17 protein-coding genes are annotated in these 19,609 nt (G+C 45.8%); 9 read left to right on the top strand and 8 right to left on the bottom strand.

What is annotated here, in order from left to right; translation table 11 throughout:
- Positions 1 to 255 precede the first annotated feature (255 nt).
- The 3 genes from JGK16_RS03220 to JGK16_RS03210 all read right to left on the bottom strand — a co-directional run bounded on the left by JGK16_RS03220 (position 256) and on the right by JGK16_RS03210 (position 5,403).
- The gene (locus JGK16_RS03220; protein ID WP_293185541.1) at positions 256 to 1,422 is read right to left on the bottom strand and encodes a CO2 hydration protein; all 1,167 of its coding nucleotides are present in this window, start codon (positions 1,420 to 1,422) and stop codon (positions 256 to 258) included.
- Between the two features lie 174 nt (positions 1,423 to 1,596).
- Positions 1,597 to 3,111, bottom strand: coding sequence for an NADH-quinone oxidoreductase subunit M (locus tag JGK16_RS03215; protein ID WP_293189627.1), 1,515 nt, complete (start codon positions 3,109 to 3,111; stop codon positions 1,597 to 1,599).
- A gap of 417 nt (positions 3,112 to 3,528) precedes the next feature.
- Positions 3,529 to 5,403, bottom strand: a complete 1,875-nt coding sequence (locus JGK16_RS03210; RefSeq protein WP_293185539.1) for an NAD(P)H-quinone oxidoreductase subunit F — start codon at positions 5,401 to 5,403, stop codon at positions 3,529 to 3,531.
- A 636-nt stretch (positions 5,404 to 6,039) separates the two neighbouring features.
- On the opposite strand from JGK16_RS03210, the gene JGK16_RS03205 reads away from it, so the two are divergent.
- The 7 genes from JGK16_RS03205 (at position 6,040) to JGK16_RS03175 (ending at position 13,037) form a co-directional block, all read left to right on the top strand.
- Positions 6,040 to 6,351: a carbon dioxide-concentrating mechanism protein CcmK gene (locus JGK16_RS03205; RefSeq protein ID WP_006635059.1), complete on the top strand. Its 312-nt coding sequence runs from the start codon at positions 6,040 to 6,042 to the stop codon at positions 6,349 to 6,351.
- A gap of 108 nt (positions 6,352 to 6,459) precedes the next feature.
- Positions 6,460 to 6,801 (top strand): carbon dioxide-concentrating mechanism protein CcmK, encoded by a 342-nt coding sequence (locus JGK16_RS03200; protein ID WP_006635058.1) that lies wholly within the window; start codon positions 6,460 to 6,462, stop codon positions 6,799 to 6,801.
- Between the two features lie 421 nt (positions 6,802 to 7,222).
- Positions 7,223 to 7,528: a EutN/CcmL family microcompartment protein gene (locus JGK16_RS03195; protein ID WP_293185538.1), complete on the top strand. Its 306-nt coding sequence runs from the start codon at positions 7,223 to 7,225 to the stop codon at positions 7,526 to 7,528.
- 176 nt (positions 7,529 to 7,704) lie between these two features.
- Positions 7,705 to 9,333: a ribulose bisphosphate carboxylase small subunit gene (locus tag JGK16_RS03190; RefSeq protein WP_293189567.1), complete on the top strand. Its 1,629-nt coding sequence runs from the start codon at positions 7,705 to 7,707 to the stop codon at positions 9,331 to 9,333.
- 368 nt (positions 9,334 to 9,701) lie between these two features.
- The gene (locus tag JGK16_RS03185) at positions 9,702 to 10,397 is read left to right on the top strand and encodes a carbon dioxide concentrating mechanism protein (protein ID WP_293189569.1); all 696 of its coding nucleotides are present in this window, start codon (positions 9,702 to 9,704) and stop codon (positions 10,395 to 10,397) included.
- A 340-nt stretch (positions 10,398 to 10,737) separates the two neighbouring features.
- A complete protein-coding gene (locus JGK16_RS03180; RefSeq protein WP_293185534.1) occupies positions 10,738 to 11,514 on the top strand; it encodes a BMC domain-containing protein in 777 nt (258 codons plus the stop codon).
- Positions 11,515 to 11,981: 467 nt separating this feature from the next.
- Entirely contained in the window at positions 11,982 to 13,037 is a 1,056-nt protein-coding gene (locus tag JGK16_RS03175) for a tetratricopeptide repeat protein (RefSeq protein ID WP_293189570.1), read from the top strand.
- Positions 13,038 to 13,429: 392 nt separating this feature from the next.
- Here JGK16_RS03175 and hemL read toward each other — a convergent pair whose 3' ends face one another.
- The gene (gene hemL / locus JGK16_RS03170; protein ID WP_293189571.1) at positions 13,430 to 14,728 is read right to left on the bottom strand and encodes a glutamate-1-semialdehyde 2,1-aminomutase; all 1,299 of its coding nucleotides are present in this window, start codon (positions 14,726 to 14,728) and stop codon (positions 13,430 to 13,432) included.
- A 326-nt stretch (positions 14,729 to 15,054) separates the two neighbouring features.
- Here hemL and hisIE point away from each other — a divergent pair, with 326 nt between their 5' ends.
- Positions 15,055 to 15,705 (top strand): bifunctional phosphoribosyl-AMP cyclohydrolase/phosphoribosyl-ATP diphosphatase HisIE, encoded by a 651-nt coding sequence (gene hisIE / locus JGK16_RS03165; protein WP_293189573.1) that lies wholly within the window; start codon positions 15,055 to 15,057, stop codon positions 15,703 to 15,705.
- A gap of 163 nt (positions 15,706 to 15,868) precedes the next feature.
- Here hisIE and JGK16_RS03160 read toward each other — a convergent pair whose 3' ends face one another.
- Together JGK16_RS03160 and JGK16_RS03155 are read right to left on the bottom strand one after the other, a co-directional pair.
- Positions 15,869 to 17,128, bottom strand: a complete 1,260-nt coding sequence (locus tag JGK16_RS03160; protein WP_293185529.1) for an MFS transporter — start codon at positions 17,126 to 17,128, stop codon at positions 15,869 to 15,871.
- A gap of 281 nt (positions 17,129 to 17,409) precedes the next feature.
- A complete protein-coding gene (locus JGK16_RS03155; RefSeq protein WP_293185527.1) occupies positions 17,410 to 17,730 on the bottom strand; it encodes a nucleotidyltransferase domain-containing protein in 321 nt (106 codons plus the stop codon).
- A gap of 265 nt (positions 17,731 to 17,995) precedes the next feature.
- On the opposite strand from JGK16_RS03155, the gene JGK16_RS03150 reads away from it, so the two are divergent.
- Entirely contained in the window at positions 17,996 to 18,502 is a 507-nt protein-coding gene (locus JGK16_RS03150) for a DUF4149 domain-containing protein (RefSeq protein WP_293176026.1), read from the top strand.
- A 79-nt stretch (positions 18,503 to 18,581) separates the two neighbouring features.
- Here the strand turns inward: JGK16_RS03150 and JGK16_RS03145 are convergent, their stop codons facing one another.
- Positions 18,582 to 18,884: a TMEM165/GDT1 family protein gene (locus JGK16_RS03145; RefSeq protein WP_293176024.1), complete on the bottom strand. Its 303-nt coding sequence runs from the start codon at positions 18,882 to 18,884 to the stop codon at positions 18,582 to 18,584.
- Positions 18,885 to 19,073: 189 nt separating this feature from the next.
- Positions 19,074 to 19,544: a TMEM165/GDT1 family protein gene (locus JGK16_RS03140; RefSeq protein ID WP_293176022.1), complete on the bottom strand. Its 471-nt coding sequence runs from the start codon at positions 19,542 to 19,544 to the stop codon at positions 19,074 to 19,076.
- Positions 19,545 to 19,609 lie beyond the last annotated feature (65 nt).

Genomic DNA, 19,609 nt, shown 5'->3' with positions numbered 1-19,609 from the left:
TGGGCATGGGGCATTGGGCATGGGGCATTGGGCATTGGGAATTAGTAGACTTCTTGCAAAAGTCCTTTTAATCAAATTTTCGGACGGGTTCTCCGGCCCATCCCACAAGAGAAAAAACTTTTTGTGGGACGGGCATCTTGCCCGTCCCAGCTATTTTTTCAAGAGGTCTAGTCATTCGTTATTACCAAACAACAAATGACTAATGAATAATGACAACTGTCAACTGTCAACTGTCAACTGTCAACTGTCAACTGACTAACGTTCCGGGAACAACTGACAAGCCCTGATAGTTGGCTGATTTGCCCAATCCAAGCGAGAAGTGCCAAATCGATCCATCCAACCTTCTAAATAAGCCCGATTAGCCTTTTTTTCCTCAGGATCGGAGGTGTTCATCGGATGAGGTGCTAAACCGAAAATAGTCGCTGTTGTCACGCAAAACATCGACTTCTGAAAACTTTGGCAAATTTGTACGCGCAAATCGTCTTCACCGCGACAGCTAGTTCGATAAATTTCGTGCAAATAATCGGGCAGATAATGCCGCATATCTTGCATCAATTGAGTTGGTGGAATTCCTGCACCTCCGATGGGTAAAGGATCTGCAAACAAAGCCCCGTAGCTAAATTCTTTTTGTTCTTCTGGGATTTGATGTGCTTGGGCGTTGTAGGAAACTGTGCCAAAAAAAGCTGTTCCTCTAAAGAAAACTGCTTCTACATAAGGTACTGCTACATCTGCTAAAAATGTCAAGTTGGCCGATGCGGGCAGGATATCGTAGACTTCGCCGCGAATCTTGACGCTGTAGGTGATTGGTAGGGCTGCGGCGCTTACTAAACCGGCTAAGACGAAATCTACTATCTCTGCGATCGACTTAATTGTACCGGCTTCGTAGCGATCGGACAAATCGATAAATAAATCGCTCATTACCCGCCAAAACTGCCCCAAACCCGTGTAATAAGCCAACATCCGCACTTGTTCGGGTAAAAACTCTGGGAATGCTTTGTGGAGTCCCTGCATCAAAAAGTTGCCTTTTAACTTAGCTGCGATCGCCTTTTCGGCCAAATTGCTAAATTCTGGAGTATCCAAATAACTGTCCAAACCGCCGCCGCCGTGCCACATCATGGTTCTCATGCAATATTCGGCATACTCAAAATTTATGCGATCGTGCCACAAATAGCGCAGTAATTTCGGCGCTGTCACTTCTCCGTTGAAATATTTAAAAAACGGGAAAAGCACTAAAAATTGTTCTTCTGCGATGTAGTTAAGATTGCGAGAATACGCATCAAGAACTATGGCGTAACTTTTGAGAACTCCAACCACTTCTACTACATTTTCGGTAGATTCTGGAAGTAAAGCTTTGCCTGATTCCAAGATGTCAATGTAGGCGGATAGGGGATGGGAAGATGGTTTTAATACGGTACTTGTCATTTGATTTCCTCAACCTTAATTGAATAACTATGTTTTAGCTTTGGTTCGTAGTTGCGCTTGAGGGTTCATGAGAGCGAGTCAACGCACAACTACATTGAATAACTATGTTTTAGGTTTGTAGTTGCTCTCTTCGCCGGCCGGCGCTCAAGCGCAACTACATACCTATGAAAGATTTCACTCCAAGTTTTGAGCAACTTGTTTAACTTGTGCGGGTACAGTCGATACTAAGCCGATCGCAGTTTTCTCACTCAAAGCCACTAAAACTCCCGGCTGCAATCCCATGATGGTGATGATTACGGCTAAAACTAGCGAAGGAATGCGATCGCCCCAGCGGACTTGCGGCAAATTCACCACCAAATCGGAAAGGCGCCCGAAAAAGGCGCGGTTGACCATAATTAAAAAGTAAACTGAAGTCAAACCAGTCCCGATCATGCAGAGCAAAGTTTGGATCGGAAACACTGGTAAACTGCCCCTAAATATCAAAAATTCAGCAATAAATCCCGACAACCCGGGAATGCCGGCACTCGCCATTACACCGACAATCATTAAACTGCCAATTACCGGCAAACCGCGATCGGGATTGAACAAACCTTTGAGCACATCTATGTTGCGACTGCCGGATTTTTTGTAAACAATCCCGACACTCAAAAATAGCAACCCGGAGATTAAACCGTGGCTAACCATTTGCAACACAGTTCCTATCATACTAATCTCAGTAGCTGCGGCGCTAGCTAACAAAATGTAGCCCATGTGCGCGATCGAACTGTAAGCTACAATTTTTTTCATGTCTTTTTGGGCGATCGCGCAACTAGCCCCGTAAAGCACACTCACCACCGCCCAACTCGCCAACCAAGGCGCAGCCACCGCCCACGCATCCGGGAACAAACCCAAACCAAAGCGCAGCATCCCGTAGGTTCCCAGCTTCAACAGCACCCCCGCCAGCAGCACCGAAACCGGAGTCGAAGCTTCTACGTGAGCATCTGGCAGCCAAGTATGAAAAGGCACTAATGGAATCTTAATCCCAAAAGCGAGCAATATCCCTGCCAGCAACACAATTTGTCTGACCAAAGGCAACGGCGAGCCTCCTTCCAAATGCGATGCACCGGCTGCACCAACCATATCAAAACTAGAAGCACCGCTGAGCCAAGCTACACCCAAGAAAGCAGCCAGCAATACTATTCCCGAAAATGCCGTATAGATTAAAAACTTAGTAGCGGCATAGCCTCGGCGCTCGCCTCCCCAAATTGCAATTAACAGGTAAAGCGGAATTAGTTCTACCTCGAAAAACAGGAAAAATAGCAACAAGTTTTGAGATAAAAAAGCTCCGGTGACGCCGCCACTAATTAACAGCATCAAAGAATAATAAAGTCGAGGTCTGCGGATCGCCTCATCCGTAGCGTAAATCGCTACACCTGTCAGTAGGGTATTTAAAATTACTAAGGGCAGAGACAAACCATCAACGCCGAGATTGTAATTAAATCCCAAATCATCGATCCAAGGAATAAATTCCGAAAACTGTAATTGACTGCTGTTGGCATCAAACTGAGCTGCCACAAACACCGATAGAATAAAAGTTACACCCGCAATGGCGATCGCGGCATTCCGAACTATTTTAGAGGCGATCGCACCGGGCCAAAACCCAATCAGGGCGGCCGCCAACATTGGTATCCAGATTAAAGCACTGAGCATCAATTAAAACTTTCCTTTATTACACAATATTTAGAACTATATTTAAGATTAACCCAAAGCCACTGCATAAAATAGCGATCGGTTAATTTTCTTATTACAATAGATGCAAATTTCTCGAAAATCCTCCTATGACTTCTAGTCTTACAGATCGAGAAGATTTGCAAGTTAAATGGGAGCATCTCATTTTTGCAAAAAATATCTTTTCTGGGAGTGCTGTCCCCCCCGAGCAAGGTGTACAATACTCGCTCGGGGGCGACAGCACTACGACATAATTTCACTGCCCGAACTTTTACCCGGTTGGGAAGTTCCGGTTATAGAATTGTGGCCGATCGACTTTGAATAAAACTAGGGACAAAGCAGACAAACCAAAAACAATTTATCTGCGTTTATCCCCGTTCATCCACCAAAATCTGCGGTTTAGAATTGCCAAATAATCAGCGCCAGTAACGCCGCAACTCCCCCCGCAATAGTCAACACATAAAACTGCGATTGACCGGTGCCGCTGTATTTCAAACCTTCACCGCTGAAAATTGTGGCAAAACCGAACAAATTCACCGCCCCATCTACTACATACTTGTCAGTCCAAGCGCTGACTTTCGCAATAGAAGCTACGGCCCAAACCACAGTCAAGCGGTAAACTCGATCGATATAAAAGTCGTAAGCAAACAAATCCTGCACCGCTGGAATCGGCAGTCGTACCGGTCGAGGTAAAACGTTGTACCAATAAATCGCCACGCCAGCCCCAACCCCAATCAAGCCAGATAACACCAACAGTGGAGTATCCAGAGTCTTCAACAGCAAATTTAAACTATCAAAATCCCCAGTTTCCGCCCAAGGCCCAGTCCAACTAATTAAAAGTTGCCACTGCTGCAACATCCAAGGCACTAACAGCCCAATCACCGTCAAAATTACCATCGGCAAAGCCATCGGCCAACCGACTTCGGGAGCTCTGCGAGTTTTGGGTTGCGGTTTTCCGACAAATACTAAGGCGAATACGCGAGTTAAATTGAGCGCAGTTAAACCGTTAACTAACAGCAGCACAACTACCAACCACAATGGCACTGTCCAAAAACCGTTCAGCCACCGTCGCATTACCCAAAAGTTGCCCATCGGCAATAGGGCTACCATCCCCGCAGCGCCAACTAAATAAGCCATTGTCGTGGCGGGCATCTTTGACCACAACCCACCCATTTCTGTTAAATCTTGAGTGTTGGTTGTGACAATCACTGACCCTATGCTCATGAATAATAGTGCTTTGGCGATCGAGTGCGCGAACAGCAACAGCAATGCAATGTCAACGTGATTCTGCCCGACCGCGATAAACACTAAACCCATAGAAGCGCTGGTAGAATGCGATAGTGTTCTTTTGATATCGATTTGGGCGATCGCCACTAAGGAAGCCCCAACAGCCGTCACCGCACCCAAAACCACCAGCACCAAACCAGTTATCGGCGACAGCGCTAAAACAGGCTGAAGTTTAATCAAAACATAAGCCCCACCACCCACAACCACCGTATTCCGCATAATCGAAGCCGGGTTCGGCCCTTCCATCGCCTCGTCGAGCCACAGGTGAAACGGAAATTGAGCGCACTTGGCTGTAGGTGCGGCAATTAAAGCCAAGCCTAAAAGAGTCGCAACTAAAGGAGATAAAGTTGCAGTTTCCGCCCATTCTTCTAAATCAGAAAAATTCAAACTTCCGGCTAAAGTTGAAAGCGTCACTACTCCCATCAGCAGCGGTACATCTCCTACACGCTTGGTTAAAAACGCATCTCTAGCCGCCGTCACTACCAGCGGTTGAGCGTACCAAAACCCGACTAGCAAATAAGTTGAGAGTGTCAGCACTTCCAGCAAACCGTAGGTTAGCAGCAGCGAATCGCTAATCGCAATCCCGCTAATTGCCGCTTCAAAAAAACCTAGCAGCCCAAAAAATCGAGCTAGCGCCCAGTCTTTTTCCATGTAGCCGAGAGCGTAAATTTGTGCTAGCAAACTCAAAACTGTCACTAGCTCCATTGCTCCGACGCTGGTCGTGGAGATTTCTATGGCAAAAGACAAATCTAAATCTGCTGCTTGCACCCAGTGGAGGAGCAAATGTTGGGGCGCTCGATCCCAAGTTGCTGTAAAAATCACTGACCCGTGGATGAAAGCCAACACACTCATCAGTAAATTGAAGTAAGCCGCAGGTCTTGGCCCTGTTGTGCGAACGGTTCCCGTAGACCACGGCAAAGTTAGAATCGCGCCTATTAAGCCATATAAAGGTATCCACCAACAGGTTTGGAGGAGAAATTCTGTCATTTAATTTATTCCTTAAACTTCAAATTACCGGCTACCTTTATACAAAGGCAGTTCCGGGCGATCGCGCCACAGTGTAAAAATTTGACGTAAAACTTTGACTAAACCCGATCGTATAGCTTTAGCAAAATAATTTGCACCCAAAATTAACTATACATTAAAGCATCAAAACTTAGTATTCTCTGAATACCAAATTACAGGCTGCTGGGGGTCGGCACTCAAAAAAAAAAGCCCGCATCTCGGCCAAGACTGTCTTTTTTGTCTGTTTACCCGCGATCCCCCCTGGGAAATCTCGAAGTTGACCGACACCGACATCCCCAGCCCCCACCCACCGAACTCTAGTTTACAGGTATTTGTACTTACTTGACTGCCAGCTCGCCGCCCGCATCTACTCCTCTATATATTAAGATTATTAAATAAATATTAAAATATTTGAAGTAACATAAAAAAATTTAATTTTTGTTATTAAACATTATGATGTTAGTTTATATTGTCAAGGTGGACAGCTTCCCCTATTCTATAAGGATAGGAAGCTTTACACTGCATTCCTAAATAATGTGGGCCTCCCCGTCCAAATTTTTAGATTTCTCAAAGATTTGTTACGGTAATTCCGCTAATCCTCAACTTGGAGATTCAAAAATGTCAATTGCCGTGGGAATGATTGAGACAAAAGGTTTTCCCGCTGTTGTGGAAGCTGCCGACGCTATGGTTAAAGCTGCTCGCGTTACCCTCGTGGGCTATGAAAAAATCGGCAGCGCTCGCGTCACCGTAATTGTGCGCGGCAACGTGTCGGAAGTCCAAGCCTCAGTTGCAGCAGGAGTGGAATCCGTCAAGCGGGTGAACGGCGGAGAAGTCGTCTCTACCCACATCATCGCTCGCCCCCACGAAAACCTAGAATATGTTCTACCAATTCGTTATACAGAAGCAGTAGAGCAGTTCCGAGGCTACTAAGTTCTTAGCGCGCTAAAAATTCGTTTGACGAAACGTTTGACGAAAAGCAGCGCGATCGTCAAAAATTTACAGTTTAGTTCCCAAAATATTCAATCAGGAGTAAAACCAATGGCAATTGCAGTTGGCATGATCGAAACCTTAGGCTTCCCCGCAGTTGTAGAAGCCGCTGACGCGATGGTCAAAGCAGCCCGCGTCACCTTGGTAGGATACGAAAAAATCGGTAGCGCTCGCGTTACTGTCATTGTAAGAGGAGATGTCTCGGAAGTGCAAGCTTCCGTAGCCGCCGGAGTAGAGTCAGTGAAGCGCGTTAACGGCGGACAAGTGATGTCCACCCACATTATCGCCCGCCCTCACGAAAACTTGGAATACGTGCTACCCATTCGCTACACCGAAGCTGTAGAACAGTTCCGCGAAGGCGTGAGCGGCATTCGTCCTCTCAACAGATCTTAATACAAGCCCGAGGCTGTTAGGGGCGTTTGGTAATTAAAAATTAAAAATTAAAAATTAAAAATCGCGATGTTTTTGATTTAATATTTTTAATTTTTAATTGAGGTAGTCATGGGATATTGGTTATTAGTCAGTCGATTTTAGATTTTAGATTTTAGATTTTAGATTTTAAAATTGACTCCACAGATTAATCTGGGAGATTTAAGTTTAAATCTAAGATTTTGGAATCGACAGTCAAAATCGTCTAGAGCTTGTATCCGTTTGTTTTACGGGTCATGAGTTATGAGTTATGAGTCATTAGTCATTAGTTAGTAGAAGAAACTACTATTTTATGCAGAAATTAGACTAAAAAAAACTCATAAAAAAAAGACAAGTGACGGTGTAAAAATGACAATTACCAATTACCAATTACCTATTACCTAAAATGCAAATGGCCAAAGTTCTCGGCACAGTTGTCAGTACCCAAAAAGAGCCGACGCTGAGAGGATCGAAATTTCTACTGCTGCAATTCATCGATGAAGAAGGTTCGCCAGTTCCCGGCTATGAAGTAGCCGCTGACTGTGTGGGCGCTGGTATAGATGAATGGGTTTTAGTCACCCGCGGCAGCGGGGCCCGGATCGCGCCAGGGAGCGAAAACCGTCCGATCGATGCTCTGGTAGTAGGCATTATAGATACTGTCAATGTAGAAAATCGCCTCATTTACAGTAAAAAAGACGACCCGTACCGCTAGTTGACAGTTGACAGTTGACAGTTGACAGTTGACAGTTGGCAGTTGACAGTTGACAGTTGACAGTTGGCAGTTGACAGTTGACAGTTGGCAGTTGACAGTTGACAGTTGACAGTTGACAGTGAACAACTAACAACTAACAACTAAAAAAAATTTTCAGTTTTAGGAGAACTTAATTTATGGCAGTCCGCAACGTTGCGGCTCCCCCGACGCCTTGGTCGAAAAACTTGGCTGAGCCCAAAATTCATGACACCGCCTACGTACATTCCTTTTCTAACATTATTGGGGATGTGCATATCGGTTCTAATGTGATGATTGCCCCCGGGACATCTATCCGCGCCGATGAAGGCACTCCTTTTTATATCGGAGGAGGAAGCAACATTCAAGACGGAGTAGTGATTCACGGTTTAGAACAAGGCCGAGTCACAGGAGACGACGACAAATCCTATTCTGTGTGGGTGGGGAAAAATACTTCCCTCACCCACATGAGTTTAATTCACGGCCCGGCATACGTGGGCGACGAGTGCTTTATCGGCTTTCGCTCTACGGTGTTCAATGCCAGAGTGGGCAACGGCTGCATTGTCATGATGCACGTATTAATTCAAGATGTGGAGATTCCTCCCGGTAAGTACATACCTTCGGGAGCCATCATCACTAATCAGCAGCAAGCCGATCGCCTGCCTGACGTTCAAGATTCAGATGTTAAATTTGCGACCCACGTCATCGGCATCAATGACGCTCTGAGAACGGGTTATCGCTGCGCTGACAACATCGCTTGTCTAGCACCAATTCGCAACGAGCAAGCTAAAAACTCAAATATCACTCAAATGAATTATTCTACCTATGCCGGCACCCAATTGAGTTCCTCTCTAGCCGATAGCATCCGCAATTTGCTAGCCCAAGGATACAGCGTGGGAGCGGAATATGCCGACGCCCGTCGGTTCCGTACCGGTTCTTGGCGCACTTGCGGCCCAATTTCCTCAACTCGCGACTCTGAAGTAATCGCAGCTTTGTCGGCTTGTATGGCCGATCACCAAGGAGAATACGTCCGCTTGATCGGGATTGACACCAAAGCCAAGCGTCGCGTACTCGAAGAAATCGTCCAAAGACCGGGAGAAAACGGCTCTAACGGTAACGGCGCCACAACTCACAAATCTAACGGTAAAGTTGCACAAACTGCCTATCAAAATGGCGGTTCCGCATCCAGCAAATTGAGCGCGGAAACAGTGGCTCAAGTTCGCGGCTTGCTAGCTCAAGGCTTCAAGGTTGGCACAGAACACGCCGACGCGCGCCGCTTCCGCACCAGTTCTTGGCAAAGCGGGGCTTCGCTGCAAGTCAGAAACGAATCTGAGGCGATCGCCGCTTTAGAATCTGTGATGAACCAATATCCGGGCGAATACGTGCGCTTGATCGGGATTGACCCGAAAGCTAAGCGCCGCGTAGTTGAAGAACTGATTCAGCGTCCCGACGGCCCTGTGGCTCAATCGGCTAAACCGGGTGCAACATCAGGATTCAAAGCCACGACGACTGGTTCGGCTGGAAGTGGAAAGTTGACCGGCAAGACGATCGACCAAATCCGCAACCTGCTTTCCCAAGGCTACAAAATTGGCACGGAACACGCCGACGCGCGCCGTTTCCGCACAGGTTCTTGGAGCAGTTGCGCGCCGATCGCCACCAACCGCGAATCCGAAGTAATTTCGGCTCTCGAAAGCTGTATGACAGAACACAGTGGCGATTACGTCCGCTTGCTCGGTATCGACTCCAAGGCCAAGCGCCGGGTACTCGAAGAAATTATCCAACGACCATAATTTGTCAGGTAATTAGCTGCTTTCTCCCGTTAAGTGCTCGCGTAGTTGACAGTTGACAGTTGACAGTTGACAGTTGACAGTTGACAGTTGACAGTTGACAGTTGACAGTTGACAGTTGACAGTTGACAGTTGACAGTTGACAAAAGAAGAAATGGGATTGGAGTAATGAATCGTCTGATTTTAATTTCTCCTTAAAAGGCTTCCGGCTTTCAAGCAATTATTTCGGGTAATTTGTAAGTCCAAATCGAGCTTTTCATTATTAGTAAATAATCGTTTATTAGATTGATAGAGTTAAAGAAATCATTCTAAAAAGCGATAAATTAAAGTCGTTTTATCTAAAATCATAGCTCATTTCAAGGTGAAGTTGAATGTATTTATCGCCACTGCAATTAAGTAGCAACTCTCAGATTTTCCTGAGTGGCGATGTAGTTGTGAATGAAGGTGTGGCGATCGCCCCAGGAGTCATCCTCCAAGCAGATCCGGGTAGCCGGATCTCGATCGCCGCCGGTGCCTGTATCGGTATGGGAGTTATCCTTCACGCCCGCGAAGGTACTCTCGAAATCGCAGCGGGCGCAATGCTGGGTGCAGGAGTGTTGGTGGTAGGTGCGGGGAAGATTGGCGCAAATGCCTGTATTGGCGCGGGAACAACGCTGATTAATCCTGCGATCGACCAAATGCAAATTTTGCCCGCAGGTTCTCTGATCGGAGATACCAGCCGCCGAGTCGCAGCAGAACCAACCGCAGAAACCGCAGAAACCGCAGAAGCCCAAACCGCTGCACCGGAAACCCCCACAGGCACTACGCCACCAGTTGAACCAACCGTCGATCGCCCGATCGACGACCCGCCCGAACCCGCCCAAACACAGCCTCAAACACCGCCAGAGACAGCCCCAGATCCATCACCAGAAACCGCCGCCAATCCGCCTCCCCAACCAGGAGAAGTCCCAACTATTCTGTACGGTCAAGCTCACATCAATCAGTTGCTGGGGACGCTGTTTCCGCACCGACAAGCTTTTAATCGATCGCAGGACAACGGTCAAACTCTCTCGGGCGGTACCGGATAGAGGTCATTGGATTTGAGATTTTCCATTTTTCGATTTGAGATTTATTCCACAGATGAATCTGAGACGTTAAAATATTGTCTAAATTTTCGATCTCGACCCTCATGAGTGTCTGGTGCTGGTATCCATTTTGGGGCATGGTAATTTCTACAAAAGGCAGTTATGCTTAAGGAAGAATCAAAAAAATATAAATAGGTAATCTCATATTATTTGTAGCTCAGCAATTTTTAAGGTCTTGCAGCATAAATATGTATCTTGCAGCTCGTGCAGTTTGTCTTCTCATCTGAGACACTAAAACTATCAACAAATTTTTATTTTTGGAAGTTTCTAAGGGTAATCGAAGATGGACGGACAAATAGATCGTAACAGCAGTGACTCCGGGCGATCGCAGCGCCAGGAATATTTCAAAGACACCGCTTTGGGCTTGGTATCTACCAAGAGTTTTCCGGCAATTGTCGGGACTGCTGACATGATGCTGAAGTCCGCAGGGGTCATTTTAGTAGGATACGAGAAAATTGGTTCCGGTCACTGTACGGCGATCGTCCGCGGGCGCATTTCCGACGTGCGTTTGGCTGTGGAAGCAGGAGCTCAGACAGCCGAACAATTCGGACAGTTTGTTTCTAAGCTGGTGATTGCTAGGCCTTTGGCTAATTTGGAAGTGGTTTTGCCGATCGGCTTTCGCCTAACTCAACTGTCGGAAAGCGGTAGTTATTCTCGACTGAGCAATCAGGCGATCGGTTTGCTCGAAACGCGGGGATTTCCCGCAATGGTCGGCGCTTGCGATGCTATGCTCAAATCCGCCGACGTACACTTAGCCGCCTACGAGAAAATTGGCGCCGGTTTGTGCACGGCAATTATTCGCGGTGCAGTCGCAGATGTCGCAGTCGCCGTAGAAGCCGGGATGTACGAAGCTGAGCGCATTGGCGAGTTGAACGCCGTGATGGTAATTCCCAGGCCTTTGGAAGATTTGGAACAAACTTTGCCGCTGGCGAGTTGCTGGATAGAACAGCGCACACCTGTGAGGGTGCCTATCTCTGTTCAGGAAAAGGAAAAAGAATTGGTCGAACTTCCCGATTTGGAGAAATTGAGAGTTTATGTGGAAGAGGAAATCAATCGCTAATTGGTAATGGGTAATCGGGAATTGGTAATTACCCAACAAAAGTTTGTAGAGACTAGGTGCGGAAAATACTGAGACCAATTTGAGAATCGAGATATAAATCTTACCAGAACAGAGTACGTGTAGTGATTTGTAGCCTCGCAGCCGCGAGAGCAAAATTTGGTGATTAGCCGATCGCCTCGGCATCTAGAGACAGATAACGCCAACGAAAACTCGATTTTTGCTCAAAAGTCGATCGGGTAAAAAATCGAACTCACGAAGTAAATGCAGCCGAGTTACAGGCTCTTTTAACAGGATTTAACTGCTGTTAAGATAAACCTAAAATCCTGTTTCGGGTAGATTTCCTGGAATCAGTTAAGAGTTAATCGGGGTGCTGTGTGGATGCTCTTTCAACAGATTAACCTCTGTCGAACTCAACACTGAGTGCAAAGGAATCAATCCAGAATCCAGCAAGGAATGAAAGTTGACCTATGAACATCAAAGAATCGAACCTCAACCATTTTTATAAGCGCGGGTTGCACAGCGCCAAGCAAGGCAACTACGAAGCGGCACTTGAGGACTTCGATCAGATACTGCAAGTCAATCCCGCCGATGCCAAAGCTTACAACAATCGCGGCTTGGTTTACTATTATATGAAAGACTACCAAAAGGCGATCGCAGACCTCAGCCAAGCACTAGATATCAATCCTAATTTGTTCGAGGCATACTTGAATCGAGGCAATGCTTGGCGCCATCTCGGAGAAAACGAAAAAGCCATTGACGATCTCAACTGTGCTTTAGTAAATAAGCCTGACAGCCACGCTATCTACAACAACCGGGGACTCGTACTTGCTAATTTAGGACATTACGAAGAAGCAATAGAAGACTACGATCGAGCTATCTCGATCAATTCGCAAAATTATAAAACCTATTACAACCGAGGTCGCGCTTACTACCTTTTGGGAGAAAAACAAGCAGCAACGGAGAACTTTAACGAAACGCTACGGTTGAATCCAAGATATATCAAAGCTTACATAAATCGCGGACTCTGTTATCACCAATTAGGAGACAACACCCAGGCGATCGCCGATTATAACACAGCACTCGGCATCGACCACAACAATGTTTATGCCTATTATAACAGAGGATGCGTTCGCTATAAATTAAAACAAATGGAGCTGGCGATTGAAGACTTTAACAAAGCAGTGGAACTCGAACCCAACTACGTTAAAGCTTATCTCAACCGGGGTTTAGCGCTGTACAAATTGGGAGATATTGCAACAGCAAATAGGGATTTTTACCACGTAATGTGTATTAATGCTGAAGCTTATTTGTACTATCAAGCCCAGCGCTGCACGCCTGATATTAATTCCTATTTCAAAGAAGCCCCACAGATGGAACTTAATAATGCTGTAGAATACTACAACACCACATTAAATACGATCTCAAGTTCTTTAAGTTCGGCAGCATTAAATGCGATTTGGAATCAAGAAGATTTGGAGAACAGAGACTCGATTATCTGTGAAGGTGAATTTCTTAATGAGTAAATTAGTCAGTTGACAGTTGACAGTTGACAGTTGACAGTTGACAGTTGACAGTAGTCATAGTGCTGTCCCCGCGATCGAATAGCAGTCATTAGTCATTAGTCATTAGTCATAGTGCTGTCCCCGCGATCGAATAGCAGTCATTAGTCATTAGTTATTAAATAGGTTGTCGAAAAAATAAAAAATTCTCAGAAACCTGGTTTCTTCATAGATTTCTCATTACTAAACACAAAATTTTGTAGAAACCGGGTTTCTCGCCTTTTGCTACAGCCCCGAGAGGTTTTTAACGCGGATTGGCTATTTGTTAAAAATTAAAGTCCTGACTGCAAAAAACAGTCAGGACTTTAATTTTTTATCTCTGAGTTTTAAGAACTTGCATTCCTGACTGCAAAGCCTTAAATACTAGCCATCACTTCGCGGGCGGCTGCTAAAGTTCGATCGACATCTTCGTCAGTATGGGCCAAAGAAGTAAATCCAGCTTCAAACTGCGAAGGAGCGAGATAAATTCCGTGCTCCAACATTCCCCGGTGAAAGCGGCCGAACTTTGCTACATCAGACTTTTTCGCATCATCGTAATTGTGAACCGGGCCCGCCGCAAAAAACAAGCCAAACATCCCGCTAATTTGTCCGCCGCAAACAGCGTGTCCCGCTTCCTTACCAATTTTCAGCAATCCCTCGGACAGTTTTTTCGTAATCCTGTCCAACTGTTCGTAAGTGCCGGGTTTTTGCAGCAATTCCAAAGTTTTAATCCCAGCAGTCATCGCCAAAGGATTTCCCGAAAGCGTACCAGCTTGATACATCGGGCCTGCGGGAGCCACCATCCCCATAATATCGCGCCGTCCGCCGTAAGCTCCCACGGGCAAGCCGCCGCCGATAACCTTACCCAAAGTTGTCAAATCTGGGGTGACACCGAATTTTTCCTGAGCTCCGCCGTAGGCGATGCGGAAACCAGTCATTACTTCATCAAACACCAACAAAGCACCGTTATCTTTGGTAATTTCCCGCAAACCTTCGAGAAAACCTGCATCCGGTACAATAAAACCGGCATTTCCTACAACAGGTTCTAGCATCACGCCTGCGATTTCGCCCGGATGTTCGGCAAATAAAGCTTTGACTGCTTCCAAATCATTGTAAGGAGCGTTGAGGGTGTTGGCGGTAACGGATTTCGGCACGCCGGGAGAGTCTGGAAGGCCGAGAGTTGCCACGCCGGAACCTGCTTTTACCAGGAACATATCGGCGTGTCCGTGATAGCAGCCTTCAAATTTAATCAGTTTGTCGCGCCCGGTGAAGGCTCGCATCAGCCGCAAAACGGCCATACAAGCTTCTGTACCGGAATTGACAAATCGTACCATTTCAATGCTGGGAACGGCATCGATGACCATTTCGGCGAGGACGTTTTCCAACAGCGAGGGTGCGCCGAAACTCGTACCTTTTTCTAAGGATTCGTGGAGGGCTTTGATGACTTCGGGGTGGGCGTGGCCGCAGATGGCGGGGCCCCAAGTACCTACGTAGTCAATGTATTGGTTGCTGTCAACATCCCAAATGTAGGCTCCGTTTACCCTGTCAAAGACGATGGGCTGTCCGCCTACGGATTTGAAGGCGCGGACGGGGGAACTAACGCCACCGGGCATCAATTTCTGGGCGGCGGCGAATATTTCTTCTGATTTGGTGGTTTTCAAGGTTGTAGAAACCAATGTTTTCTCCTTAGTGAAGGTCTGTTGTTGGTAGGATACTTAATATAGCGACTTCTGGTTAAAGGCTAAGCCGATTCAAGGAAACTATAGTAGTAGATTTTAGGATACAAACCAATCAGTAGCAATACTAGCTCGGGTTTTTTAGGATTTGTCGCACTAGCACTCCTAGGTCTCAATTGTAATAATTTGTAAAATAGTTCTTGACAATTGGCCAATCACTTGCCTAATCTCCTCTCTTCTCTCTGTGTCCTCTGCGCTCTCTGCGGTTAATAAAAAAAATATCCGACACGAAAGCGTTAATTTATATGAAAAGCTGCAATAAAATTATGTCTGGTACTGATTTATCTAGTTTGAGCCGATCGATCCCAATTGAAAAGATCCGTTATGACGATCGCGGTTTAGTGCCTGCGATCGTCCAAGATTACTTAGACGGCACAGTGTTGATGATGGCGTGGATGAATCGGGAGTCGCTCGAAAAAACCATGGAAACCGGTCAAACTTGGTTCTGGAGCCGTTCTCGCGCCGAATTTTGGAACAAAGGGGCGACTTCGGGACACGTTCAAAATGTCAAAGGGCTGCGTTACGACTGCGATAGCGATGCTTTGCTGGTGACTGTCGAACAAGTGGGAGATATTGCTTGTCACACGGGTGAAAGAAGTTGTTTTCACCAAGTTGACGGGGAAATTGTGGCGCCGCCGGGGGATATGTTATCTCAATTATTTGACGTAATTTGCGATCGACGGGACAATCCTAACGAAACTTCTTATACTTGCAAGTTGTTCGAGGGCGGGGATAACAAGATTCTCAAGAAGATTGGCGAAGAGTCGGCGGAAGTTGTGATGGCTTGCAAAGATGATGATAAAGACGGAATCGCCGGGGAAGTTGCGGACTTATTTTATCACGCTTTGGTTGCTTTGGCTCACCATCAGGTTGATTTGAGGGCGGTTTATCGCAAATTGGGCGATCGGCGAAAATAAGTTAATCGGAATGATTAAACCGCGAAGACACAAAGAGCGCGAAGGAAGAACCGGATCATCTTCTTTCTCTTCCTTCGCGTCCTTAGCGCCTTCGCGGTTCGTTTAATCTTACTCCATTGCCAACGGATTTGACATCAATCGCCATTTATTCTATTTGATATGATTAGATTCTACTTTTTAACATTCGATCGACCTTTTGCAAAATTGCGATCGCCAGTATCACACTAATAGCCAAGCCCAACCAGAAATTATCCGCCGCCCATTTACCTCGATCCAAAGCGAAACCGCCCAGCGGTGGGCCGATTAAATAGCCGATCGCCCAACACTGAGAATTAACCGCTAAATACACGCCGCGTAAAGACTCCGGTGCTAAATCCACCACCAAAGCCGAAGCAAAAGGCGTATAAGCAACCGTTGCCACCGACAAAAAAGTCAAGCCAACAACTGCTAAAAATAGATTGCCAGTTGCAGCCATTCCCGTCAAGCCGATCGCAATAAACCCCATTCCCCACAGCAGCGCCGAAATCATCAAAGCTTGGGGATGAGAAAACCGCCTCAAAGCCTTAACAATCGGCATCTGCAAAGCCACAGTTAAAAATGTGCTAAAAGCAAACAAAACCGTAATTGTACCCGTAGAAAAGCCTCTTCCCGATGTCCCCGCCTGCACAAACTTGCTAAAATACAACGGCATCGTGGTTTGAATTTGGGAAATGTAGAGAGTAAACAGAGTATTGACTAAAGCATAGACTAGCAAAGTGCGATCGCCCAACGCCACCATCCAGCCATTTTTGAGACTTTTTTTGCCTGTATCCGTTGAATTAGCTGGTTTGTAGGTTTCTGCGATCGCACTTGCAACCACCGCAAACAGCACTAAAAACGAGATACCATCGATCATAAAGAGCGATCGATAATTCCCCGTTACCGCAATCAAAACACCGCCCAAAATAATCCCAACTTGCAAACCCAAATTATCAGCAAGCCGCGTCACAGCAAAAGCCTCCTGTCGCTGTGCGCCCTCAGTTAAATCTGCAACCATACTTTCCGTTGGAGGCCAATACAAACCCACACCAAAACCCATCAATAAATTAGCCGCCACTAAACCTGGAAAATCATGAGTCGCCGCCAACAGAAAAGAAGCGACAGCCGAAATCATTGCCGCCAGCAATAAAGTTCGCCGCCTTCCCCAAAATTGGGAATCGCAAAAAGAACCGCCCAAAATGCGGCCGAATATTCCCGAGATTGAACCGCTACCCAAACCAATCCCAACAGCAGTTGCAGACAAGCCGACGCGATCGACAAAAAAGATCGGCGCGTAAAATAAAGTAAAGCCGCTACCGCTTTGCGAGAGGAATCTGCCGGCGGCGAGAATCCAGACTTGAGTGGGGAGACGGGGAAGCCAAGATGAGAATTGAAATTTAGGCATATATTATAGCCTTTCTCAGAAAGATGAGGTACTCATGGGGATAGGGGATAGGGGATAGGGCATAGGGCATAGGGCATAGGGCATAGGGCATAGGACTAGCGGGCATACATCACTTTTTTGAGAAAGGCTATATTTATAAGAGTCTGCGGTTGAAACCAGGTATGTATAAACGATGTCTGCCTCCGCAGACTGAAGAATTAAAATAAAATTAAAGCATAATTTAGGTATTGTCGAGTCAAACCAAACCTCAACCGTATTTGTTTGCAAGCTTTTCGATGAATTCAAGTGTCAGCGGATTCATAAATCACCTTTCCTTTTTCGATAATTTCCCTGAGAAATAAATCATTCCAAGCTAGCCGTTGTTCAATTTCAGCAGGAGTTCGCACTAATAAATCTAGAGCAAATTTCGGTTGAATTTTACTTAGTATTTCCCAAGTTTTGCGAAAATTATTACCTTCTGAAGATAAAATTACCAACATATCAACATCCGAATCGCTCGTGGGATTCCCATAGGCGTAAGAGCCGAACAAAATTATTTTTTCTGGTTTAAATTGATTGGCTATTGCCGCACTTAATTCCAGAATTTTGTTTATTTCAATCATTGGCTAATATCTTTGATATTTGGCAATTTAACTGTAATAATAACACATAAATTTGATCGGTATATTGCTGGAATGAGTAATTATCAATCGTTTTTGGCGATCGCCACAATTTTTCAACTGTTACTTTTCGCCGACAAGCTTAACAATTCTTCTAATTCAGTTACACAAAAGTTACCATTAATTTAAAAATACTTAACACGATTTTAGGAAAAAGTTCGTTAAGCTCTAGAAAAGGCAGAAGAAAATTTTAGAGGGTCTAATTTTTATGACAGCTATTACATCGTCGAGAGTAGAATCAATCAGACCCCGCTGGCAAGCAATTGTCATGGTAGCCTTAATTTTCTGGCTCAGCGGTAGCCTGATTATCGATCTAGTTATTATGCCGAGTCTCTACGTATCTGGCATGATGGTATCTTCTGATTTTGCAACAGCCGGAAATTTAATGTTCTGGGGATTTAACCGCGTTGAGTTAATCTGTTCGGGATTCGTAGCAACGGGTTTGATGGTTTTGAGCAATTTAATGGGTGACTCCGGCAAGCGTACTCGCACAGCAATCGTATTATCATTGGTACTTCTGGCGATCGCCCTGATTGACACCTACGGGCTCACACCTCAAATGAGCGCCTTGGGAATGCAGCTAAATCTGTTCGACTCCGCAGCAGAAGTGCCCGCCGGCATGAATACACTGCACCAAGGATATTTTGTTTTGGAAGCGCTAAAGTTGGCTGTCGGCGGTACGCTGCTTGGCTGGTGCTACCAAAACGAAGTTTAATCAACCATAAAAATTAGGACACGGCAGTGCCGTTTCCCTACAATGAATTGGGGTAGGGAAACGGCACTGCCGTGTCCTCTTATTCGGATTCTTCTGACACATCAGATAATTCAGATTTCGGCCACAACAAACGCAAGCCCATCACCGCAAATCCGATCGCAGCGATCGTCTTTACCAACCTCTCCGGTAACACCTCCGCCGTACCTTGTCCAACCAAAACACCAAGGAAACTCGCCAGCAGCAGCGCCGACGCCGTACCAAAAAATACAGCCCGCGGCGAGTTGCAACTGCTACCAAGGGCGATCGCAGCTAATTGACTTTTGTCACCCAATTCTGACAAAAACACCGTAATAAAAGTTATGCCTAAAAGTTGCCAATCCATATTTTTTTTAGTTATCAGTTAGCTTTTTAGAAATCTACAACTTACCCACAGGCTCCCAGAAAACGGGTTTCTGTCCAAAATCCTCGGTTTAATCGCTAAATTTAGCCAGAAACCCGGTTTCTTTGGACTTACCCAAACATAATCAGTAATTCCCAAATCTAAAATCCAAAATCCAAAATCTAAAATCGTTTAACTCAGCACTTCCCAAAGTAAAACCGCCGAAATCGCCAGCAAAATCACTCCCGCAGCCTTCTCCAAAGTTTTCGGATCGATTCGAGTCGCCAGCCACCTTCCCAGCAAAACTCCCAACAAACTCGTTGCAATCAAAGCCGAACCCGCACCCGCAAACACAATCCAAGGATTCCGAGATTCAGCCGTCATCAACAAAATCGCAACTTGAGTTTTATCTCCAACTTCAGCTAAAAAGATAGTTACAAAAGTCGAAGCAAAAATTGCCCAGTGCTTCGGCTTCAGTTGCTTTTCTTCCTGACAGATATCGGGGTTTGCACTCACTGAAACTTCTGCCTGCTCCGGGGTTAAAGCAGCACAAATCTCAGAAGTCTCTTTAAGTTTTTGTAGTTGTACTTGTGGTTGCAAATCAGAATTGGGGGTTTCTGAGTCAGAAGCAGACGAGTTTGGCGGTACAGAATCAAGTTTCACGGGCAATGAGTGCTAAACGCTATTTATTTTTGACTTCTACTTTGGATTTTAACTTTATCTGTGCC

The organism is Microcoleus sp. PH2017_09_SFU_O_A (genome assembly GCF_020738625.1).
Classification (GTDB): domain Bacteria; phylum Cyanobacteriota; class Cyanobacteriia; order Cyanobacteriales; family Microcoleaceae; genus Microcoleus.
This window is presented reverse-complemented; position numbering and strand designations above follow the sequence as displayed.

Coding starts and splice junctions, on each gene's coding strand:
- JGK16_RS03220 (WP_293185541.1), bottom strand. CDS start 1,422: ATGACAAGTACCGTATTAAAACCATCTTCCCATCCCCTATCCGCCTAC.
- JGK16_RS03215 (WP_293189627.1), bottom strand. CDS start 3,111: ATGCTCAGTGCTTTAATCTGGATACCAATGTTGGCGGCCGCCCTGATT.
- JGK16_RS03210 (WP_293185539.1), bottom strand. CDS start 5,403: ATGACAGAATTTCTCCTCCAAACCTGTTGGTGGATACCTTTATATGGC.
- JGK16_RS03205 (WP_006635059.1), top strand. CDS start 6,040: ATGTCAATTGCCGTGGGAATGATTGAGACAAAAGGTTTTCCCGCTGTT.
- JGK16_RS03200 (WP_006635058.1), top strand. CDS start 6,460: ATGGCAATTGCAGTTGGCATGATCGAAACCTTAGGCTTCCCCGCAGTT.
- JGK16_RS03195 (WP_293185538.1), top strand. CDS start 7,223: ATGCAAATGGCCAAAGTTCTCGGCACAGTTGTCAGTACCCAAAAAGAG.
- JGK16_RS03190 (WP_293189567.1), top strand. CDS start 7,705: ATGGCAGTCCGCAACGTTGCGGCTCCCCCGACGCCTTGGTCGAAAAAC.
- JGK16_RS03185 (WP_293189569.1), top strand. CDS start 9,702: ATGTATTTATCGCCACTGCAATTAAGTAGCAACTCTCAGATTTTCCTG.
- JGK16_RS03180 (WP_293185534.1), top strand. CDS start 10,738: ATGGACGGACAAATAGATCGTAACAGCAGTGACTCCGGGCGATCGCAG.
- JGK16_RS03175 (WP_293189570.1), top strand. CDS start 11,982: ATGAACATCAAAGAATCGAACCTCAACCATTTTTATAAGCGCGGGTTG.
- hisIE (WP_293189573.1), top strand. CDS start 15,055: ATGTCTGGTACTGATTTATCTAGTTTGAGCCGATCGATCCCAATTGAA.
- JGK16_RS03160 (WP_293185529.1), bottom strand. CDS start 17,128: ATGCCTAAATTTCAATTCTCATCTTGGCTTCCCCGTCTCCCCACTCAA.
- JGK16_RS03155 (WP_293185527.1), bottom strand. CDS start 17,730: ATGATTGAAATAAACAAAATTCTGGAATTAAGTGCGGCAATAGCCAAT.
- JGK16_RS03150 (WP_293176026.1), top strand. CDS start 17,996: ATGACAGCTATTACATCGTCGAGAGTAGAATCAATCAGACCCCGCTGG.
- JGK16_RS03145 (WP_293176024.1), bottom strand. CDS start 18,884: ATGGATTGGCAACTTTTAGGCATAACTTTTATTACGGTGTTTTTGTCA.